This is a genomic window from Taibaiella sp. KBW10 (assembly GCF_003852495.1).
Classification (GTDB): Bacteria; Bacteroidota; Bacteroidia; order Chitinophagales; family Chitinophagaceae; genus Edaphocola.
The window spans coordinates 161,535-182,940 of record NZ_QAJI01000007.1; the positions used below are offsets into that span (position 1 = coordinate 161,535).

Annotated in this window: 18 protein-coding genes and 2 tRNA genes; 6 read left to right on the forward strand and 14 right to left on the reverse strand. The window is 41.3% G+C overall.

The window, feature by feature from the left end; all coding sequences use genetic code 11:
- Positions 1–40: 40 nt before the first annotated feature.
- Positions 41–700 (reverse strand): T9SS type A sorting domain-containing protein, encoded by a 660-nt coding sequence (locus DBR32_RS14630; protein ID WP_124637111.1) that lies wholly within the window; start codon positions 698–700, stop codon positions 41–43.
- 264 nt (positions 701–964) lie between these two features.
- Here DBR32_RS14630 and DBR32_RS14635 point away from each other — a divergent pair, with 264 nt between their 5' ends.
- Positions 965–2,296, forward strand: a complete 1,332-nt coding sequence (locus tag DBR32_RS14635; protein WP_124637112.1) for a DEAD/DEAH box helicase — start codon at positions 965–967, stop codon at positions 2,294–2,296.
- A 201-nt stretch (positions 2,297–2,497) separates the two neighbouring features.
- Here the strand turns inward: DBR32_RS14635 and DBR32_RS14640 are convergent, their stop codons facing one another.
- From DBR32_RS14640 to DBR32_RS14650, 3 genes are all read right to left on the reverse strand, one after another.
- On the reverse strand, positions 2,498–3,259 hold the full coding sequence (locus tag DBR32_RS14640; RefSeq protein ID WP_124637113.1) for a hypothetical protein: 762 nt from the start codon (positions 3,257–3,259) through the stop codon (positions 2,498–2,500).
- Positions 3,252–4,130 carry a hypothetical protein gene (locus DBR32_RS14645; RefSeq protein WP_124637114.1) on the reverse strand — a complete coding sequence of 293 codons (879 nt, stop codon included), beginning with the start codon at positions 4,128–4,130 and terminating at the stop codon, positions 3,252–3,254. Before DBR32_RS14645 ends, DBR32_RS14640 begins: the two co-directional genes overlap by 8 nt.
- 788 nt (positions 4,131–4,918) lie before the next feature.
- A tRNA-Phe gene (locus tag DBR32_RS14650) sits at positions 4,919–4,991 on the reverse strand.
- Positions 4,992–5,156: 165 nt separating this feature from the next.
- Between DBR32_RS14650 and dnaN the strand changes: the two genes are divergently transcribed.
- Entirely contained in the window at positions 5,157–6,290 is a 1,134-nt protein-coding gene (gene dnaN / locus DBR32_RS14655) for a DNA polymerase III subunit beta (RefSeq protein ID WP_124637115.1), read from the forward strand.
- An 81-nt stretch (positions 6,291–6,371) separates the two neighbouring features.
- On the opposite strand, the gene DBR32_RS14660 is transcribed toward dnaN, so the two are convergent.
- Positions 6,372–7,250: a flavin reductase family protein gene (locus DBR32_RS14660; RefSeq protein WP_124637116.1), complete on the reverse strand. Its 879-nt coding sequence runs from the start codon at positions 7,248–7,250 to the stop codon at positions 6,372–6,374.
- A 126-nt stretch (positions 7,251–7,376) separates the two neighbouring features.
- On the opposite strand from DBR32_RS14660, the gene murA reads away from it, so the two are divergent.
- A complete protein-coding gene (gene murA, locus DBR32_RS14665) occupies positions 7,377–8,687 on the forward strand; it encodes a UDP-N-acetylglucosamine 1-carboxyvinyltransferase (RefSeq protein WP_124637117.1) in 1,311 nt (436 codons plus the stop codon).
- Positions 8,688–8,767: 80 nt separating this feature from the next.
- On the opposite strand, the gene DBR32_RS14670 is transcribed toward murA, so the two are convergent.
- From DBR32_RS14670 to DBR32_RS14680, 3 genes are read right to left on the reverse strand one after another with little or no spacing between them, the layout of a single operon-like run.
- Positions 8,768–9,238 carry a hypothetical protein gene (locus DBR32_RS14670; RefSeq protein ID WP_124637118.1) on the reverse strand — a complete coding sequence of 157 codons (471 nt, stop codon included), beginning with the start codon at positions 9,236–9,238 and terminating at the stop codon, positions 8,768–8,770.
- 58 nt (positions 9,239–9,296) lie between these two features.
- A complete protein-coding gene (locus tag DBR32_RS14675; RefSeq protein ID WP_124637119.1) occupies positions 9,297–10,157 on the reverse strand; it encodes a TraB/GumN family protein in 861 nt (286 codons plus the stop codon).
- Between the two features lie 7 nt (positions 10,158–10,164).
- Entirely contained in the window at positions 10,165–10,650 is a 486-nt protein-coding gene (locus DBR32_RS14680) for a GtrA family protein (RefSeq protein WP_158606010.1), read from the reverse strand.
- A gap of 157 nt (positions 10,651–10,807) precedes the next feature.
- On the opposite strand from DBR32_RS14680, the gene glyA reads away from it, so the two are divergent.
- Positions 10,808–12,091 carry a serine hydroxymethyltransferase gene (glyA, locus tag DBR32_RS14685; protein WP_124637121.1) on the forward strand — a complete coding sequence of 428 codons (1,284 nt, stop codon included), beginning with the start codon at positions 10,808–10,810 and terminating at the stop codon, positions 12,089–12,091.
- Between the two features lie 53 nt (positions 12,092–12,144).
- Here the strand turns inward: glyA and DBR32_RS14690 are convergent, their stop codons facing one another.
- Both DBR32_RS14690 and DBR32_RS14695 read right to left on the reverse strand, forming a co-directional pair.
- The gene (locus DBR32_RS14690; RefSeq protein ID WP_124637122.1) at positions 12,145–12,681 is read right to left on the reverse strand and encodes a GNAT family N-acetyltransferase; all 537 of its coding nucleotides are present in this window, start codon (positions 12,679–12,681) and stop codon (positions 12,145–12,147) included.
- 5 nt (positions 12,682–12,686) lie between these two features.
- The gene (locus DBR32_RS14695) at positions 12,687–14,198 is read right to left on the reverse strand and encodes a helicase HerA-like domain-containing protein (protein WP_124637123.1); all 1,512 of its coding nucleotides are present in this window, start codon (positions 14,196–14,198) and stop codon (positions 12,687–12,689) included.
- Between the two features lie 74 nt (positions 14,199–14,272).
- Between DBR32_RS14695 and corA the strand changes: the two genes are divergently transcribed.
- The gene (gene corA / locus DBR32_RS14700; protein WP_158606011.1) at positions 14,273–15,391 is read left to right on the forward strand and encodes a magnesium/cobalt transporter CorA; all 1,119 of its coding nucleotides are present in this window, start codon (positions 14,273–14,275) and stop codon (positions 15,389–15,391) included.
- Positions 15,392–15,439: 48 nt separating this feature from the next.
- Positions 15,440–15,511, forward strand: a tRNA-Arg gene (locus DBR32_RS14705).
- A 510-nt stretch (positions 15,512–16,021) separates the two neighbouring features.
- On the opposite strand, the gene DBR32_RS14710 is transcribed toward DBR32_RS14705, so the two are convergent.
- From DBR32_RS14710 to DBR32_RS14725, 4 genes are all read right to left on the reverse strand, one after another.
- A complete protein-coding gene (locus tag DBR32_RS14710; protein ID WP_124637125.1) occupies positions 16,022–16,444 on the reverse strand; it encodes a DUF3995 domain-containing protein in 423 nt (140 codons plus the stop codon).
- 310 nt (positions 16,445–16,754) lie between these two features.
- Positions 16,755–17,819: a calcium:proton antiporter gene (locus tag DBR32_RS14715; RefSeq protein WP_124637126.1), complete on the reverse strand. Its 1,065-nt coding sequence runs from the start codon at positions 17,817–17,819 to the stop codon at positions 16,755–16,757.
- Positions 17,820–18,477: 658 nt separating this feature from the next.
- Positions 18,478–18,900 (reverse strand): DUF3995 domain-containing protein, encoded by a 423-nt coding sequence (locus DBR32_RS14720; protein ID WP_124637127.1) that lies wholly within the window; start codon positions 18,898–18,900, stop codon positions 18,478–18,480.
- Positions 18,901–19,128: 228 nt separating this feature from the next.
- Positions 19,129–21,288: a T9SS type A sorting domain-containing protein gene (locus tag DBR32_RS14725; RefSeq protein ID WP_124637128.1), complete on the reverse strand. Its 2,160-nt coding sequence runs from the start codon at positions 21,286–21,288 to the stop codon at positions 19,129–19,131.
- Positions 21,289–21,406: the final 118 nt, after the last annotated feature.

Sequence of the window (21,406 nt, forward strand, 5' to 3'; positions counted from 1 at the left end):
CTCATTCTGTAAGCATAAAGTATTAACTCACATAAGGCAACTAGGGCAGCTTACTGAAACATCGACTATGCAGCAGCAGCCCATCTTGATAACAATGGATATAATAAACCCCCGGAGTGAGTGAGCCAATATTCAGGGTCTCTTGTTCGTTTTTCAACTGTTGTCTTAACTGCATCCTACCTAGTGCATCCGAAACAAGTAAGGTACAACCCGATGCGCCTACTACATGTAGGATATTTGTAGCAGGGTTAGGATAAATATGCAGGGCCTTGCTTCCGGTACCCGGATTTACCATACCTGTAGTATGCCGTGAATCGTAGGAAGCGCTGTCCGGATTCTGTGTACGCCCAATAAATGTACATCCCTGTATTACCGTATTGGTATCATTGACCAGCCATATATGTATGCGATAGGGTTCCGGTGTGTAAATGCGTATTATGGTATCCATTACCGGATTCGTTTTTATAAAATCGCAGGAGCGGTAAAAGAACGTGATGACATTGACCGGTGGATAGATCAGTGCCACCCGGTCGAAAGTATGCACTATAGAATAACTGGAATCGGGAAAATGAAAACGCACGAATAGCTCATGCGGATTTACCGAGCGATTGACGTGAAAAGAGTCTATCGTCTGCGCTCTGCTGTGTTCTGCAGCTGTTAAGAACAGCATGATCAGCAACAATTTTACCTGTTTTGCCATAATCTTTATATTGATTGTCTAATGCGACACGAACACACGTATCACTATTTAATATATAAGACGATTATAGCATGTAAAACCTTAGACATCAGTTATTTTGGCTGCTTTCAAGATTACCTCCGTTAATGATAACAGTATTGCCTACCGCCTCAAGATTTTGGCCATGGCATTTGGCAGTCAGGGCAATATGTCAAATGATCTTCTGTGGTTTATTATCTTCTTGCTGACGAAGATTGTTTACCTTCGCACAATTAATATCTTATCATGACTTTTGAAGATTTAAACCTAAATGCCCCACTACTAAAGGCATTGGACGAGATGGGTTTTGTGCATCCTACTACCATTCAGCAAAAGGCCTTTTCTGTAATTATGTCGGGAAAGGATGTATGCGGCATAGCCCAAACCGGAACCGGTAAAACTTATGCCTACTTATTACCTTGCTTGCGACAATTGGAATTTTCGAAAGACCGGTTTCCGCAATTGTTGGTGATTGTGCCTACGCGCGAGTTGGTGGCCCAAGTAGTAGAAGCTGCTATAAAGTTAACAGCACATCGTTCTCTGATTGTGTTAGGTGTATATGGCGGCGTAAATATGAAACCACAAGTTGCTGCTGTAGATAATGGCGTAGATATTCTTGTGGCCACTCCAGGCAGACTCTACGACTTAATGTTGAGTGGCACATTAAAAACAAAATCGATAAAGAAATTTGTTATTGATGAGGTGGACGAGATGCTGAATCTTGGTTTTCGTTCTCAGCTCAAAAATATTATGGATTTGCTACCAGAGAGAAGGCAGAATCTTATGTTCTCCGCCACCATTACCGAAGAGGTGGAGCAAATGATCGATCAATATTTCAACATGCCTGTGCGTATTGAAGCAGCGCCCACGGGCACGCCTTTGGAGAATATTAATCAGATGGCTTATGAAGTTCCGAACTTCTACACTAAAGTTAATCTCCTGGAATTGTTGCTCAACGAACAGGAAGATTTATCAAAGGTGTTGGTCTTTGCGGCTACTAAAAAATTAGCCGATGAATTGTATGAACAAATGCAAAGCCGGTTTCCGGAACAAGTGGGCGTGATACATAGTAATAAAGAACAGACACATAGATTTAATACGGTAAAGCAATTTAAAGAAGGTACCTATCGCTTTATTATTGCGACAGATATTGTTGCCCGTGGAATAGATATTGCTGAAGTGACGCACGTGATCAATTTTGATTTACCGGAAGTACCTGAAAACTACATTCACCGTATCGGGAGAACGGGCAGGGCAGATAAAAAAGGTATCGCCATAAGTTTTGTTACCGAGCGGGAAAAGGAATACAAGGATAGCATTGAGTCGCTGATGAAATACGAGATTCCAATGCAATTACTACCTGATCACTTGGAAATATCTACGGAACTAACAGAAGATGAAATTGAGAAAGTTATAGTGAAAGAGGTAAAAATAAAAATACCTAAACGTGAAAATGTGGGTGCATCTTTCCATGAAAAATCGGCTAAAAATAGCAGACAACCAACGAAGCGCGTAAGCCATAAAGATAAGATGATGGCTAAATACGGCAAGCCAAAATCGAAAGGAAAGAAGCGATAGAAAATAAGCGTGTTCATTGACGCCTTTTAATGTCACTACATAGAATGCGTCAATGCCCTTACTATCCAGATAAGCGCAGATGGAATGCCAATCATGCAAAATGATTTTCCTTTCCGGTGCAATCCATTACTCTTTTCCGGCATTTATAGCGTCTAGCATACGAGAGTAAGTACCCTTTCGATTAATTCATAAAATACTTTACTAGAAAAATATACGATAACCAAATAAAAATGATAAATTGGTTGCTTTTGTTTTAATGACAATATTTTCACGCGTTTCGTTTGGTGTGTTGTACTTAGACATATACGTTCGATCTGTCGTAAACACCGGAATGAATCCTTTTTGATATCCAACACTTAACAATAAAGCACTACTTTTAGATAGCCGGAATTCATTCTCCAATGTGAATTTTATCAAAGGAACAGGCCATTTATTTTGTTTTGCACTATTATATAAATAAAAGCTTTTTCCGATATCTCTACTGCCATTATTCAAGTTTCCATCAATATCATCATAAAACTTATTATAAATGAGTAAACCAAGGCGTGGATTAGCTGAAATATTCAAATTGTAAAATTTATATTTCAAAAGATTATATTTTGTGCTTATACCCAAAGTCACTACTATGTTTGATGCGGCCAGTTCCTCACGTCCCATTCCGATCCCAACAGTATTTCCAGTATCAAAGCTTCCATCTTTTTTTGATTGAGTGACGTAATTAATGTCTGCAAAATCAGTAGTAATACCATAGGTCAGTTTTCCGAATTTCTGCTCATAGCTGGCCCCAAATCCACCCATACCCATACCCTTAACTGTAAAATTAACAGGTTTATTTATTACAGTGTTATACCCTCTCCAAATACCTGCATTTATTGAAAGACTTCTGTTATGACTACCTTGTGGGTAACCAATAACAGAAGCCATCATTAAAACAAGCAAAATAAAAATGCTTCGTTTATCCATGTACTTCAGTTGTAGTTGAAATATTTTGTGAACCAATTATACCATTACTATTGGTTACAGTAGTCGTTACAAAGTCAAAATAGCGCATACCACGTTTGCCTTCATATACTCTCAATTTTCTTTCTCCAGTAGTAGTGGTAGAAGATGGATACTGTCCAGTTTTATTTACCTCACTACTACTTCCTCTTGCTTTATACCTAACAATGTTGCTGGAAGAATTGTTATACCAAAGGTGACCGCTTGGGTACACTTCCCATCCGAATATACCATTCGCGCCATGATGTCTCCATTGTACTTTACTCTTTGTTATCAGACTGAAATAGATAACAGAGGCTTGATAAGAATTTTCTGCGCGCACACGAAAATCTGATATTTCAGTTTCTTCAGTCGTCTTTGTTTGGGTATTGTTTTGACCAAATAATCCTGCACCAATTGTTTGCACGTTAATGCCATGTATACCTGTTCCTAACAATTCAAACACGTCATTATAGTTTCCCAGATAGTCAGCTTCGATAGAACTAAATTTGTTCATAATTTCTGAATTGAATATCCCGGCTTTAAAGTTATTCCATGCCCAAGATATATTTGCAGCATCCATCTCCAACATATAGCCTTCATCTAAACGGGAATTAAAAATGTATACGCCGATTTGAATTATGCCATCCTGATTTATAATTCGCTTAAATAAAGGGTCAAATACCTCGCTGTTTTTGTCTTTTGGTGGAACTTGGGTACGGTCTTCAATATTGAAACCATATTTCGTGTATGCTGAGGTATAACCGAGAGATGATTCCCAACTATCGAGTTCATCATCAGACATCTCAGATAGAATGTGCAAATAATGCTCATATTGATTCACATCCTTAAACATCAAATATCCATTTTCGGATACCTGTATGCCTGATAATTAGACATTCATTTTTTGTAGATTAATGTTCTTGTTCGTTCCTTCTGCGTTTGGCTTGATACAGGCTGCGAAAGTTAAAGCACCTCCAATAAGAATGAGGTTTAGGTTTTTTTTCATTTTGTTGGTTTTTCGAAAAGTTTACCAACAATATTAATATTTTATCAAATAACAAAAAAAATCATTTATCTAAAAAAGCAATAGAGAATGCATCTAGGACTACACTTTCCAATGCTCTCTTTGAGCATCAAATGTTTATCATTAACAAAATACAAGCGCTACTGCTCAATCATCAAAAGAATAACCGGTACCAATAATTGAATCCCCAATGGCCTAGAATTAGAAAAAGGGTAAAAAGTAGGAATATCTATGGGAACAAAAGACCAGTTGAAAGAAGATTAGATGCGATACCTATTTACCGCTTTGACGTTTTTTAAAGTGATTTTTATTTAACAATTTTTAGTTCTGTTTCTGAAGAAATGTCAATTCCCATGTATACCAATTTGTACTTATTTTACGCTATGGCAATTAACGCCGCCAAAAGCATCAAAAATATCAATATCGTTCTGAAATGAATAAGAGAAGACCTAAGCCTGTTACACGGAAAGCCGTAGATGGAGTAATCCGTAACAAAGAACTTACCCGGCAAAAAAAACAAAAAAAAGCCCCCGACTAAAAGCCAGGGGTAATTTTTTTGTTAATGAACTTCTTGAAAGTAATAACTTTTTCGAATCACTAACCGAGGTTTGGCACCGTGGTGTGGGCCGGGATCGAACCGGCGACACAAGGATTTTCAGTCCTTTGCTCTACCGACTGAGCTACCGCACCTTCAATCTTTTTCCTTGATTGGAGTGCAAATGTACACAAGATTTTTACTCCATCAAATTTCTTTTATACTTTTTTTAAAATATTTTTTTTCCTCACTTATTAATTTGCCGGCCAAGTTAGCAGAATAAACATTATTTTTGTTGCTCATTTTTATACTAATCTATTATGAGATTTATTGTTTCTTCATCTACCCTACTTAAGAACTTACAATTAGTAGGTGGTATCATCAGTTCCAATACGGTAATGCCTATTTTGGAAAACTTCTTATTTGAGTTGAAAGATAATACCCTGACCATTACCGGATGCGATTTGGAGACGATGATCAAAACAAAGCTCGATGTGCAAACTGAGCTGGGTGGAGAAGATAATAACGGTAAGGTTTGTGTTACCTCTAAAATCTTATTGGAATACTTGAAAAACCTTCCGGACCAACCCATCAATTTCAATATCAACGCGAAGGACAATACCATTGAAATCGCGAGCAATTCGGGTAAATACAAGATTGGCGGGGAGAAAACGGATGAATATCCGAAAGAGCCTAATCCGGAAAATGCCAATACCTTAACCATTCCTTCCATCAAATTGGTAGAAGCGATCAACAAAACGATTTTTGCCACGAGCAGCGATACTTTACGTCCTGCTATGACGGGGGTATTTTTCGAAATGAACGAAAGCGACATCACTTTTGTGGCAACAGATGCACACAGACTGATTCGCCTGGCTTATTCTGATATTACACCAACGGTTACCGGTAACTTTATCGTTCCGAGAAAACCCTTACAACAAATGAAAAGCTGGTTGCCTAATGATGATTCGGCAATCTCTCTTTCTTATACCGATACTCATTTATTTATCAAAACCAATCATACCAGCTTAAACTGTAGATTGATCGACGGTAAATACCCTCCTTATCGTGCAGTAATCCCAGCAGAAAACCCGTTCATGCTGACAATCAACAGAATGGATTTAGTCAATGCGTTACGCCGTGTAAGTGTGTTTGCAGATAAGAGCACGAGTCAGGTAGTATTTGACATTATCGGCAATACGGTAACCTTAAGCGCACAATATACCGACTTCTCTTACGAGGGTAATGAAAAAATGAATTGCCAGTATAATGGTGAAGACATGAAAATCGCTTTCAATGCCAAATTACTGGTAGAGATGCTGAACAATATGGAAGGCGAAGAAGTTGCCTTGGAATTAAGTATCCCATCCAGAGCAGGTATCTTCAAACCAACAGAAAAAACAGAAAATGAAGACTTACTGATGTTATTGATGCCATTGATGGTGAATATCTAAATAACCCGCAAATAATATAATGCAAAAGCGCGCAACNNGTTGCGCGCTTTTGCATTATATACCTTTAAGCGTACGGCTACCTTATTCCGACAATAATACTTGCCAAGCGGTATCCAGGTCACCTTTACCTATAAGTTCTTTGGCATACTGATGCAAAACCTGCACTTTCAAAACACCATCTGTGTCATATGTTTTTAAAATATTGATCAGGCGTTCATCATCCTGTAAATCCGCAACAATCGGAATACCCGTACAGTTCCCCAATATACCCAGATCATTGCCCGATAACACTTCACTGTTTTTAATGCTTAACGGTAACCTGTCGATACCGATACCTAAACTCAGGTTGGGCTTCGGCACTTCAAATACACTTTCTCCGGAAGCACGGCAATAATAGTCCATACCCATACGCGCCACTAAGTCTATCTTATGCGGATCGATCTGTTGGTTTTCATCCAGGATAGCATCATCAATATGCATCTTGACTACCTCACAAATAATCAGGTTAGCGGCACCACCTTCCGTTCCCATCGCCTTTACTTCCAATACTTTACATTCCAGGCTTACCGGCGCTTCTTTAACCCGGAAAGGCTTTACCAAAGTGGAGGCAACAGGCGTAAAACCTGATTTTTCAAACTCACTCACCCCTTTAGGATATTCGCAACTGGCCAGGCTCATTTGTTGTACCATAGCATAAGACACTACATTAATCACCACTTCTTTGGTCGCAATCACATTTTCCAGGGTATCTTTAATCGTATTGTCACGCACACGGCGCGCAGGAGAGAATATACAGATCGGCGGCTTGCTGCCGAATACATTAAAAAAACTAAAAGGCGACAAATTAGGCTTTCCTTCGCTATCTACGGTACTGGCAAAACAGATGGGTCTCGGGGCAATGCTTCCTAATAAATAGGCATGTAATTGTTTCGTACTAATGTCTTGTGGTAATATTTCCATTCTTCATGTTTAAGATAAGCTAAGATAGCATAAAAATATGTGTGCTACGGTATTTACAGGGTAAATTACAAAGGAAATTTTTTAAAAAAATGCAGTACTTTGCAGGCACTAAATTTATCAGATGCTATGTCTACTTTTGAAATAAGAGGCGGAAAACCGTTAAACGGTACCATCGTACCACAAGGGGCCAAGAACGAAGCCTTACAAATATTATGTGCCGTATTACTGACCGAAGAAAAAATAACGATCAGCAATATTCCAAATATCCTGGATGTAAATATGCTTATCGAATTACTGGGTGATCTGGGCGTAAGCATCGAACAAATAAACGAAGACACCTATACTTTTGAAGCAAAGCAGGTGGATATTGAATTTCTGCAATCGGAAGCTTATAAAAAGAAATCGGGGAAATTAAGAGGTGCGGTAATGCTGGCGGGGCCATTGTTATCTCGCTTTGGCAAAACGTACCTACCACAGCCGGGCGGTGATAAAATAGGCAGAAGAAGATTGGACACGCACATTATCGGTTTTGAGCGTATGGGCGTTACCTTCCATTATGATGCGGATCTAAAAGAATTCGCTTTAGATGGAACACATATGAAAGGTGCCGATCTTTTACTGGAAGAACCTTCCGTAACCGGTACGGCTAATATTGTAATGGCGGCAGTAATGGCAAAGGGCAAAACAACTATTTATAATGCCGCCTGCGAACCCTATGTACAACAGCTATGCAAAATGCTGAACAGTATGGGCGCGCAAATTGAGGGTATCGGATCTAACCTCCTACATATTGAAGGGGTACAAAAGTTAAGCGGTTGCAGCCACCGGTTGTTGGCCGATATGATCGAGGTAGGCTCCTTTATCGCGCTGGCTGCGATGACGCAAAGTGAACTCACCATTAAAGATGCCGATGTAGCGCATCTGGGTATCCTTCCCGAAACGTTTACCAAATTCGGAGTGGAACTGCACATACAAGGAAACGATATCCACATTCCGGCACAAGAACATTATAAGATTAAACAGTTTATAGACGGTTCGGTATTGAACATATACGATCATCCCTGGCCGGGTTTATCGCCCGACCTCCTGAGTGTAATCCTCGTCATGGCGACTCAAGCTAAGGGAACGGTACTCATTCACCAGAAAATGTTTGAAAGCCGCCTGTTCTTTGTAGACAAGCTGATTGATATGGGTGCACAAATCGTATTGTGTGATCCGCATCGTGCTGTAGTGATTGGCCTGAACAGACAAACCGCATTAAAAGGCATCAGGATGTCTTCTCCTGATATCAGGGCGGGTGTGGCTTTGTTGATTGCGGCGCTTTCTGCCGAAGGCAAAAGTGTGATTGAAAATATTGATCAGATTGATCGTGGATACCAGTTTATCGATAAGCGTTTACAAGCCCTCGGTGCTGACATTAAGCGCGGCGTATCTTAAGCAGTATAACTCTTTGGCTAGTCCAACAAAAAGCCCCAACAAGATGTTGGGGCTTCTGTATGCATTATGATTAATTAAGATTACCTGCCGCCTAAGCCGGATACAAGACCAAGAAAAAGGAACATCAATATATATATCGATATGGTAATAATTGCCAGAATACCCATAAAACGATACATATTCCGTTGGTAACGGAATGCTTCGGTAATCTGTAATTGATTTTCCGTAAAAAGCCCTGACTTCATACAAACGGTAAATTTGTATAAACAGAAAATAGGATAGAAATATAAAAAGGCAAAAGCAAGATATAAAAGACCAATACCAATACCACCCAGTACGCCCAAGCCCGAAAAAGGAGTAGAGGACATACTGCCGGCAATCCCGCCAACAGTCATAAAAATAAGTGCCACGATCACCATAAAACCTGTAACGATAAAGCCCAGAATAGCCATAAATTTCGTCCAGCGTACGGTTTCCATTAAATAGCCTTTGGATATATCGTCCATTCCTGCCGTATTCAAAATACTCAAATCCTGTTGTTGTTGTTCCATAAATTGTTTATTGGGTTTGTATAAAATAAAAGTTTATTGTGTTTGTATCAGATGGTATTTATTTCAAGGGTTCTACCGTAAACCCGTCTTTGCGCAATAAAGCGATTACTCCTGAGCTACCACCGAGATGTCCCGCACCTACCGCAAAAAAAGTACTTTTCTCCCGGGCCATTTCCGCTATTCTGGAAATCCATTTCCGGTTCCGGCCGTCCAGCAGTTTATCCATACTCATCGTAGCATTATCTTCTGCATTAATCAGCCGATACAAGGCTTCAATATCCTGCGCTTTGTACAGGGCCACCATCTGTTTAAACACACTGGTGTTCTGCTCCGTTCGCCCGTCAATAATATCCAATATATAAGGCTTTATCTTATCATTTGGGATATCATTCAACGCATTCATCTGTTCCTCCACGGTTTCTAATCCCGTCACATTCATTTTATATTTTCCGGCCGAGTCCATCAGTCGCGTTTCATAGGCCGTGGTGGTTTCACAACCGACATCCCCACTCGACAAGCTCAGCACCACCCATATCGGCTTCAGGCGGTTATACACTTCGATACCTTGCCCGGTTTCTTCCTTGATGTAGGTCGCCAGGCGTGCATACTCTTTTGGTGTCAAATAATCTTTAAGGGTCTTACCATCGGTACTCATGGAACTTTGTGCGATCTTGACACTCATGAGCGGGTCATCCATATCCAGCTCCAAACATAGCTGCTCTGTCCGGTGGAAATATTTCTGCATCGTATCGGTCCAGAAATAATCTTCGGTACAGATTTGGTGAATGGTTCCGAATAAATAGGAAGGCTTGCTCAAACCCTTACCCGATATCTTCCACAGCAGGGCATTTCCCTGTGCACAAAGCGATCCGGCAATGCTCTGCAGGCATAAGAACAATAAAAAAACAAGCTTATTCATTACCCGATTAATTTACACTAATATTAGTCTTTTTTGTTCTAAAAGAGAAATACATCTGGGCAAAATAACTCGTAATAGACAGGATAACAGTAGTCAATGCCTGAGAGGGCGTAGCCCAGAATCCGCAATAGCCGGCAAAGAAGTGCAATAAGCCATAGTTAGCGACCACACTAAAGATCGTGATCATGGCATAGCGGAACAATTGTACCCGGCCCTTTAGATGGGATTGCTGAAAAACAACAAATTTATTCAGGACAAAACCAACAGGAAAACTAAACAGTAAGGCAAAAACAAAGGCAGCGATATAGCGGGTCATGCTAAAAGCGCCTACAGCAATAACTTCTTCTGTAAATATGTAGTTATTGCCCACGTAGAACATCAGCAGGTTAAAGACCGCATTGCCCCCACCGCAGGCAGCATACCTGAAGGTTTGTACGGAGATATATCTATGGAATACAGGAAAGTAAAAAAAGTCTATGACCTGTATAATCAAATTTTTGGACCTGCCCAGCATCGTGAAAAATTGTGCGCAAAGGTATAATATTTTATTATTTATCAAATCAAAAAAATGGACCGTAGAATAGTTTATATTTTAAAGCAAAAGGGCCTATTTTTGTAGGATATCGATTAAAAAACACATTTCAGAATTTATGAGAAAGGATACTGCCATTTTTGAATTAATACAGGAAGAATTGCATCGTCAGCGAAGAGGACTGGAACTGATTGCTTCGGAGAATTTTACCAGTTTACAGGTACTGCAAGCTATGGGCAGTGTGATGGCCAATAAATATGCCGAAGGCTATCCGGGCAAACGATATTATGGTGGCTGTGAAGTGGTAGACAAGAGTGAACAACTGGCGATAGATCGTTTAAAAGAAATTTTCAATGTAGGTTATGCCAATGTACAGCCCCATAGCGGTGCTCAAGCCAACATGGCGGTACAAGCGGCTATTTTACAACCGGGCGACGTGATCTTAGGGCTGGACTTGAGTATGGGCGGACACCTGACGCATGGTTCTCCGGTAGCTTTTTCGGGCAAAACCTATCAGGCACATCACTATGGTGTAAAGAAAGAAGATGGCAGAGTAGATTATGAGGCACTGGAGCAAAAAGCACTGGAAGTAAAACCAAAACTGATTATCTGTGGCGCTTCGGCCTACAGCCGCGACTGGGATTATGCCCGCATCCGCGCAGCAGCAGATAAAGTGGGTGCTTTGGTCCTGGCAGATATCGCGCATCCTGCAGGCTTAATCGCGGCAGGTTTGCTGAATTCTCCATTTGATCATTGTCATTTTGTAACGTCTACAACGCATAAAACCCTGCGTGGACCAAGAGGCGGTATCATCATGATGAAAACCGATTTTGAGAATCCATGGGGCTATAAAACACCTAAGGGCGAAACGAAAATGATGAGCACCCTGCTCGATCTTTCGGTATTCCCGGGTATTCAAGGCGGACCATTGGAACACGTAATTGCCGCAAAAGCAGTTTCTTTCCATGAAATCCTGCAGGACGAATATAAAGTGTATGCACAGCAAATGATCAACAATGCACAGGCCATGACAGCCGCCTTTTTAGAGAAAGGTTACGACCTGGTGTCTGGCGGTACAGATAACCACCTGTTGTTGATCGACCTGAGGAATAAAAACATTTCGGGCAAGAAAGCGGAAAATACGCTGGTGAAAGCAGACATTACCCTGAACAAAAATATGGTTCCTTTTGATGACAAGTCACCGTTCATCACTTCCGGAATCCGTGTAGGGGTACCGGCGATAACGACCAGGGGCTTAAAAGAAGGCGATATGGCTCATATCGTTAACTGGCTCGACAAAGTATTGATGCATGCCGATGATGAAACCGTGATCAATGCCGTAAAAGGTGAAGTAAATGAATTTATGGGTGGCTTTAGTATGTATCCGGAACTGGGTGCCTAGAGGACTTAATTTATATAAATGAGAAGGGCTGCGTGATACGCAGCCCTTCTCATTTATATAAATTCTTGCTTTAGCAAACCCGCCACTACCCTGTCGGCAGGCAATCCCTGATGTAATAATTTATTGCGAATAATCCCTTCAATGCGAAATCCTAAGCGTTCCATCAATTGCTGTACCCGTTTGTTGTTGCGTACAAAAGTCACCTCAACCTTATTCAGCTTCATTTCCGTAAAGCCAAATTGCATCATTCGCCTAATGGCCTGCCGCATGATGCCTTTATGCTGAAATGCTTCATCAATCCAAAATCCTAATTCTGCTATACCAAGTGCATGATCCCATTCCTGGAGACTCACAATACCAATAAGTTGCTCCTCCGAAAACAAACCCAGGCTTAAGGCTTCCTGTGCATCGATCTGATGCAAGGCATCCTGTATATATTCCAGTACCTGATCGGCTGTATTCCAGTCACGTACCCAAGGTATCCAGGTTTGCAGGTATGCTTTATTCCGGGTGATGCAGGTCCATAATGCGGGGGCATCTGCTTCCTCCAGACTGCGTAAACGCAGTGTTTCGGTAATCAATAAGGCCATCCGGATTATTTAAACATTTTCATGACCACATCCAGCAATCCTCTGGTCAGCGAACGCTGTGCCTGCTTACCCGCAGCACTGTTCAATACTTTCTCAAACATCGAAGGCTCTTCTTTTACCGGCCGCGTTGCTTTAACGGGCGCTATCTTTTCTTGTGCGATATTAGACTGCATTTTCGCATTGAGTAATTCATAAGCACTTTCACTGTCAATGTCTTGATTATACTTAGCCACGAGCTTTGATTCTGCCACAAGTGCCTCAATCTCATTCGGCTCTAAAATATTCATCCTCGAAGCGGGCGATAATAGAAAGGTTTGTACCAAAGGGCTGGGGATACCTTTTTCATTCAGTAAGGTCACAAAGGCCTCTCCAATCCCCATTTGGGTCATGGTTTCATCGATCACATAATAATTAGTGTCCGGGTAGTTTTCCGAAGCCTGCTTGATGGCTTTACGGTCATTGGCGGTAAAAGCCCTTAACGCATGCTGGATTTTCAAGCCTAACTGGCTCAGTACCGATGCCGGTATATCCTGCGGATTTTGGGTACAGAAGATCACCCCTACTCCTTTGGAACGGATCAGCTTAACAATCGATTCAATCTGTTGCAATAAATCTTTACTGGCCTCATTAAAGATCAGGTGCGCCTCATCGATAAACATCACCAGTTTTGGCTGCTCCATATCTCCCTCTTCGGGCAGGTTAGCATACAATTCTGCCAGCAATTGCAGCATAAAGGTCGAAAACAACTTCGGTTTGTCTTGTATGTCGGTCACCCTTAAGATAGAGATTAGCCCTCTGCCATCGTCTGAAATGCGCAGCAGGTCATCAATCTCAAAACTTCTTTCTCCAAAAATATGGTCTGCTCCCTGGTTCTGCAACTCGATCACCTTACGCAGGATGGTACCCAAAGAAGCTTTGGAAATATTGCCATAAGACTGGCTGATCTCCCCATTTCCTTCCTCCGCTGCATATTGTAACAACTTAACCAGGTCTTTTAAATCCAGGATAGGTAAATGCTGATCATCCGCATACTTAAACAGCATAGCCAATAGCCCTGACTGGTTATCATTAAGATCCAGGACCTTCGACAACAGTACCGCGCCATATTCCGTCACTGTAGCCCGTAGCCGTACCCCTTTCTCCTGGCTTAGCGATAAGAGTTCTACCGGATAGCCCTTCGCCTGCCATTCCAGCCCCATCTGCGCATAGCGTTCTTCAATAATTTTATTGGATTGTCCTGCAGCAGCTATCCCGCTCAGGTCTCCTTTTATATCCATCATCAATACCGAAACACTGGCATCACTCAAGCCCTCGGCCAATAGTTGTAAGGTTTTGGTCTTACCCGTTCCGGTGGCACCGGCAATCAAACCATGGCGGTTCATGGTCTTCAAAGGGATGTTGACAACTGCTTCAGACACCACGGTACCATCTAGCATACCCGATCCCAGGCGAAAGGATGCGCCTTTAAAGGTATAGCCATTGGTAACATCTGAGATAAAGGTTTCTTTATTGGACATGAGGGTTAAATTAATCTTTAAAAATTTAATGCCGAAAATTACCATTTTTTAACTAATCTATTTTACTTTACACGGTGAAAATTTTTAACTTCCTGGAGAAGTACAACGTACCTCAATTTTTGCTGCCTAACCATCTCAGGCAGATAGAAACCTATAGCCCCGACGAAGCGACCGAAGCCGAACCGGAACTGGAGGCACAGAGAAAGAATATCTATTATACGGTTTACGGATTTGACGAGATCTCCGCCGAGATCTTTAAAACAAAGAATGTAAAAGATTGTTTTATCAATTATATTGATATCGACAAGGTCTTTTGGATTAATGTGGATGGCCTTAGAAAAAAAGAGGTGCGTAAATTGTGCGGGCATTTTAATGTACATAACCTCTTGGTGAATGACATTGTCAGCATAGGACAAAGGGCCAAAACAGATGAGATCGATGAGCATTTTTTCTGTTTATTGCCGATGCTGACTTATAATGAGGAATTGGGTATTGTAGAAAAGGAACAACTCAGTATTTTACTGGGTAAAAATTATGTGATCTCATTCCAGACAGAGCATGATAAGGACCCATTCAATGCCATACGCCAAAAGCTTAAGAATAAACTGGATGCGGTACGTAAGAAAAGTGCCGATTATCTTTGTTATCTCCTGATTGATGCGGTTGTAGATGATTATTTCGAGGTCTTGGAATCTTTAGCAAAACGCCTGGAAGCCCTGGAAAAAAAGGCCATTACCTCCCGGTCTAATAATAATATCCTGGTAGAGATCAGCAATCTGCGCAATGAAATAATGGTGATGCGCCGGGCCCTAACACCGGTACGGGATCTGGTATATGCTTTTTGGAAAACAAATTCTCCGCTCATTGATATTGCCAATGCCCGTTTCTTTAAAGATATTTTTGACCATATCCTCTTAGCAATTGAGTACAATGAGAGCTACCGCGATATGACGATTAACCTTCAGGACCTGTACATGAACCAGGTGAATACGAAGATGAATGAAGTGATGAAAATACTGACCGTGGTGACGGTATTGCTGGCGCCGGCAACTGTTATAGGCGGTATTTTCGGAATGAATTTTGAACGCATTCCTATGTTGCATAATCAATTCGGCTTCTACATGAGCATTGTATTCATGCTACTCGTATCCGGTGGTATGCTGTTTTATTTTAAGAAAAAAGATTGGTTTTAAGGGTTGCGGCTGTATGCAAAATTTGCCTTACCTTTGCAGCCACAAAATGGCCTCGTAGTACAATGGATAGTATAAGAGTTTCCGAAGCTCCAGATCCAAGTTCGATTCTTGGCGAGGCCACAAACACCTGATAATCAGGTGTTTTTTTATTTAGAATATATCTTCACAGACATATTTGCATACCTTTAATGCTGAGGACTACGGCAAAACGAAACGATGCTTTGCAGTGGTATTAGTAAGACGATTTAGGAGCTTGTTGACATTAAACCAGGCATTCAGACAATGAATGATGTAAATACTTATACCTACACCTAAATGAGCTTAAACACCAGCGGGACAACCCAAAATACATTTCAATGTAAACCATGTTATTTATAGGAACAACAATTATATCGAAAGACAGAAAAGAAAAAAAGAGGGTGTATAAAAAACAAGTTGCACTAAAGGTAATCCGAGGCAATCAGGCACATATGCTGCCTTGAAGACGGGTCATTAACAAATGAAGAAGCAAAAAAGTACTATTCTATTTGGTGAAATATTTAATCCATCAACCAGGAAGAGATAAGATTTAATCAGTAAAAAAACCTGTTGGCCTGCGGTCTTCTATATGCAGCATGCCATAATATATGTTTAAAGTACTGTCACAATTGCATTACTAATCGCGAGCAACAGGCAAAGGGGGCTATAGATATAGGTATCTCTACAGGCAAAGACACTGCCCTTAAATGATTTTGCGATGCCGATGTATCTAAAATCTCCAATAAAACGAACCAGGAATATGAGGGAAATAGTCCATAATGCATATTTTATATAAACCGGGTCGACGGGTATTTTAAGCATGCCGTTAAATCCCATATTGACTCCCGCAAAAAGCATAAGACCCAATGCGACCGTAAATGTCCCCAGCCTACTGGGAGCAAATACTCTTTTCCCATTTGCATTGGTAGGCACGGCTTCTGTAAGCCCAAGCTGCCCTCCGAATACCCAATAAAGGTGGAGCAGCGCCAGAAATAAGTAAATCGTAATATTCAGTATTGACAGTATAAATTCCATTCTTTCGATTCGTGGTTAGCAGTTACAGGTACGCTTAAACATATCATAGACTCCCTTTCGCTCTTTCCGGTTGGCTACCGATGGGGGCAACAAACCAATTATAAGACCATCAGGATATTACTTTTAAAAAACGTGATGCAATATAGTTATTATCCGCTACATATGATAGCGCATAAGTATTATAAACTTAAGGATTTATCATGCGGGCCAAAGCAAACTAAAAATTCTCTTGGGCACCGGGAAACAAGGAATCTAGAGCCCTCCGGAAAAGGGCTTAATAAAGTAAAAAACAGCTTAGAAAGTATTTATGCTATGGGTAGATTATGGTAAAAATATAAGCCATTAAATTGACCAGCAAAACCACTCCATACAGCATATTTGTTTTCCCCTTACTCAGGGAAAGCATTACAATAAAAACGGAAAGCCCTAACAAAATGGTGGATTTTGTATCGAGGCCAAGAATTAGATCCAGATCATAAATATGACATACAATCGTCACCGCAGGAATAGTCAGTCCGATGCTGGCTAAGGCGGAGCCCAATGCCAGGTTAAGGCTATTTTGTAATTGGTTTTTCCGGGCCGATTTGATGGCCGCAATGCCTTCCGGAAGCAATACCACCGTGGCAATAATGACGCCCACTAAGGATTTGGGCAATTGTGCCTGCTCTACCATATCTTCAATGGTAGGCGATAATTTCTTAGCTAGGAGTACCACGATACTTAAGCAAACAATCAGGCATACCAGGCTGACAATGGCTTCGCCACCTGAGGGAATTTTATGGGGTTCTTCTTCTGTTTTTGATAAAAAGTAGGATCGGTGCCTAACGGTTTGTGTGAGTAAAAATACGCCATAGATCACCAGGCAGGAAATGGCTACAAAAACAAGCTGCGGCTTAGAGTAAACCGGGCCTGCAATACTTGTGGTATAATTGGGTAAGACCAGTGTGAATAAAATGATGGCTACCAGACTGACCAATGCCGTGTTGGTGGAGTGTTTGGAGAAAAACTGCTCCCGGTGCATAAAGCCTCCGATCATCAGGCAAAAGCCGATAATCCCGTTGAGGATAAGCATGGTGGCCGCAAAAACGGTATCCCTAGCTAAATAAGCGGTATCGGTGCCTCCTGTCGTCATCAGGGAAACAATAATGGCCACTTCTATAATGGTAATGGCCACCGCCAGGATAATGGTTCCAAAAGGTTCTCCAACCTTATGCGCAACCACCTCTGAATGATGTACAGCAGACAATACACTTAAAATCAAAAAGATCCCTGCTACAATCTGAAAGAAAGTATTGGTCAGAATCAATCCCGAAAAATAAAGTAAACAAGCAATTAAGGGAGAGAGAAGCGACCAGTTTAAGTACTTTTTTATCATGCTAAATTGTTTATAATGTCAGAAAGATCGTAATGGAATGCATTTGTGTATGTGGGCGACAAATCCTGGTCATCATGTGTACCAATCATCACCTATTGTATACGGTTTCCCTCTTGCTATTTGATCGATAAGGGAAAGGATATGCTTGTAACGGAATTGGCAAGATAATTCAATATCTTAATGTCACCCGCGGTATCTTGTAAATTTAACACAAAAACATTAATTGCATTGCTTTTTAAAACAAAAACATCTCATAAATACCTGAGCCATAAGCAATCAAAAAAAGAGATCCTTTTTACAGCAGGCAATCCCGAAAGATATTGTACCCCATCCAAAAGTTTATTCACCTTATTAAAAACAACAGGAAAAACGATGTCGTTTTTCTATTTCTCAGGTCTTAAATCTGAATAAAGATCAGATTAAGATAACTTTTTCAATACCTCATGCTTTTTCTCCGCACTATTTAATCAAGTGATTGATTAATCTATGCCTTCAAAAGACAGACCACATCAAAAACAGGAAAGTAATTTCCCATGCTTAATTAAGGTTAAACACAAATCAGGCTTTGTACGCCGCAGTATGCGCGGTACAAAGCCTGAAATTGTTGATACTAGTCCATTATGCGCATGCAGAAATCTTCCGATACATCAGGGTCTGTTTAGAGCAGGATGAGAAGGAAATGGCTTAAGCTCATTACCAAACAAAAAGGTACATATATTCGGCTGTCTCTCCTGGCAAAGGGACTAGTCCGCAAGGTTTTGCTAATACCCACATACCTGAAATCACCGACAAACCGAACAAAGAATGCCAGGGCGATCACTGCCATGGCCACATTAATTACTTTTTTTGAAATCACCAGGTTGATGAATTCTTCATTAAACATATTGACCATAGCAAAGGCATAAAACATAAAGGCGCCTAGAAATAGCCATATTGGGCGGGGTTTCCAGATCGTCCTCCCGCCGGCATCGGTCGGGATCATTTCAAATACACCGGGATCGTTTGAAATAGCCCAGTAAAGGTGTAAAATAGATAGGAATAAAAAGATGATGGTATGCAGGAGGGATAAGACAAATTCCATATTGCAATAAATTTAAGTTGACTCATTTCAGGTGTACCCAAAGGCCGCATCATACCATTCCGTGAGGGTCGACACCAATTGAGTTTTTTGGGGATAGGAGATAAAAAAGGAAGCGCCTGCTGAAGAATCAACAAGCCTGCTTCCACACTAAAAATGAACCAAGATGAATAAAAGCCGGGGGGTGCTAATCACGGAACCACCGCCCGACTTTCAGGTGTTTAAACAGGATTATTGCTTAACCACTTTTTCGTATATTTTATGACCATGTTCCGTATACACTTCTACATAGTAAATACCTTTGCTTAAATTTTTAAAAGGAATGTTTATCGTAGAAGCATTAGCCTTAATTTCCTGGATCGTTCTGCCATAAGCATCCCGTACCTTAATGATATCATGTTCTGACAAACCTGTTACTTTTAAGTTGTCTTCTACCGGATTAGGATAGAGCTCAATTTGCTTTTCCGCATCAAAATGTATTTGTTTGATCACACTATATTCATAGCGACCGTCTCTATCCAATTGTTTTAAGCGGTAATAATTTTTCCCGTTAACCGGTTGTGTTGCCGTATACTGATAATTGAGCTGGGCAGTACTGTTACCATCCGGCGCTTTTGAACCCACAAAGCTCATTGTTTTCCAATCACTGCCATTTGCACTATGCAATACTTCAAAACCTTTATTATTCACTTCGTTTGTCGTAGCCCAATCTAATACAACGTCGTTGTTCTTGCGCTCAGCGGTAAAAGACACCAGTTTGATGGGTAAAGCAATATCGGCAATAAAAGTAACAGTCGACTGAGAAGGACAAGCACCGCTACTCAGGTCATATTTAACCTCTACGGTTCCCGCACCGGTTATCGTTAACAATCCGGTACTCGGATCGATGGTTCCTGCTCCGCGAACCAGGCTATAAGTACCACCAGCCGGGGCTGCGATCATCTGATACGTTTGTCCTGCCTTTGCATTCGCGATAGGAAATAAAGTTGCGGCCAGGGTACTCGCACCACACATATCCAATTGGCTGGTCGAAAAGGAATAATTGGGAATATCTGCATCTGTAGCACTGCCATCGGCCATGCTACCACCGGTTTTATGCCCTACATATCCAAAAAAGCTGGAACACTTTTTCAGCACCATAGTCGTATGGCCTCCTGTTTCAACGGCCATTACTTTGTCCGTAGCGGTCATACTGCCGACATTAGTAGATGGGTTAATGTTCGCAGCACTACCACCCAACATTTGGCGGCTGTTACTGCCCCAGGCATACAATGCAGTATCCGCAGTAATGGCATTTACGGCAGCATAAGTACCTCCGAAATCGTGTTCATTAGGACTGAACCATACAACATCCGTCAGATAATCACCGGCAGTAGCCGATTTTTGCACCTGTACCCAACTGGTTTCTGTGCCGGTACCAAAATTGCCCAGTTGTCTTTGGGCATTGTTACCCAAGGCATATAAATTGCCGTTAGTAGCCAATAAATAATAACTGGAGGTAGCGGCCGTTCCTCCGGTGTTCATGCCGATCATCTTAGGACTGATCCCCGCAGGCAAATCCATTGAAGTAGCATATACCCTTGTTGTTGATGCAGATGCATCCCCTAAATAGGTACCGCTTCCCCAAGTGTACACCATACCGGTACTCGTCAGCGCCATAAAATTCTGCTGGCCATTACCCCTCAGCGCGACAACATCCGTTAAATCGGCAGCTGCACTTGTTTTTACACGATGCCAAACCTTATTGTTTACCGCGTTATACGTGGTGGTGCCGTCGCCATAAGCTGCAGAAGTAGCCGCATTAGTAGCTGCAACCAAGGTATAGGCTTCGCCGCTACAGGTTACCAGGCCCAACATACGGTGGGTACCAAATAGCATTTTAACATCTGCAGGGTTTACACCGGCAGGAAGCCCGTTTGCAACCCCGTCAATAGTCAGCTTTTGAAAGGAGGTACCTGTACCAATACCCCAATGATCTGTACCCCAAAAATAGAGTCCGTTTGTCGTCAGTACAAAATGTTGTGAGTTTGTATTGATCTGAGACCCTCCGGCAAATTTGAGGATTTCTCCGCTCAGGCCGGAATAATTACTCGCGTTTATTTCTTGTGGTGATAATATGTTAGCGCCTCCGCTGCCAATCTTTTCCCCCCAAACCAATACCCTGCCGTCCGCCTGTCTGGCAAAAGTGCTATGAAACAAAGACACGACATTATCGTATTCAATCGTGTTTGGCGTACTCGAATTAATAAAGGAATTTGCCCTATCATTTCCGGAACAACCTACAGAAGGCGCGACGCATTGCGCCTGAGCAACTACAAAAGACAAAATGGCAGAAGCCGTTAAGGGTAAGGCTCTTTTGAGTAATTGATTGGAATCGTAAAATTTCATCATTCAAATTTTGTTTTAGTACATTAATATTGGTTTGGATAACATTATCCGGGGCAATATTATCCTCAAAAACAAAGCTGACATAATGATTACTTACGCGAATTCAGGAATTCAAAAAGTA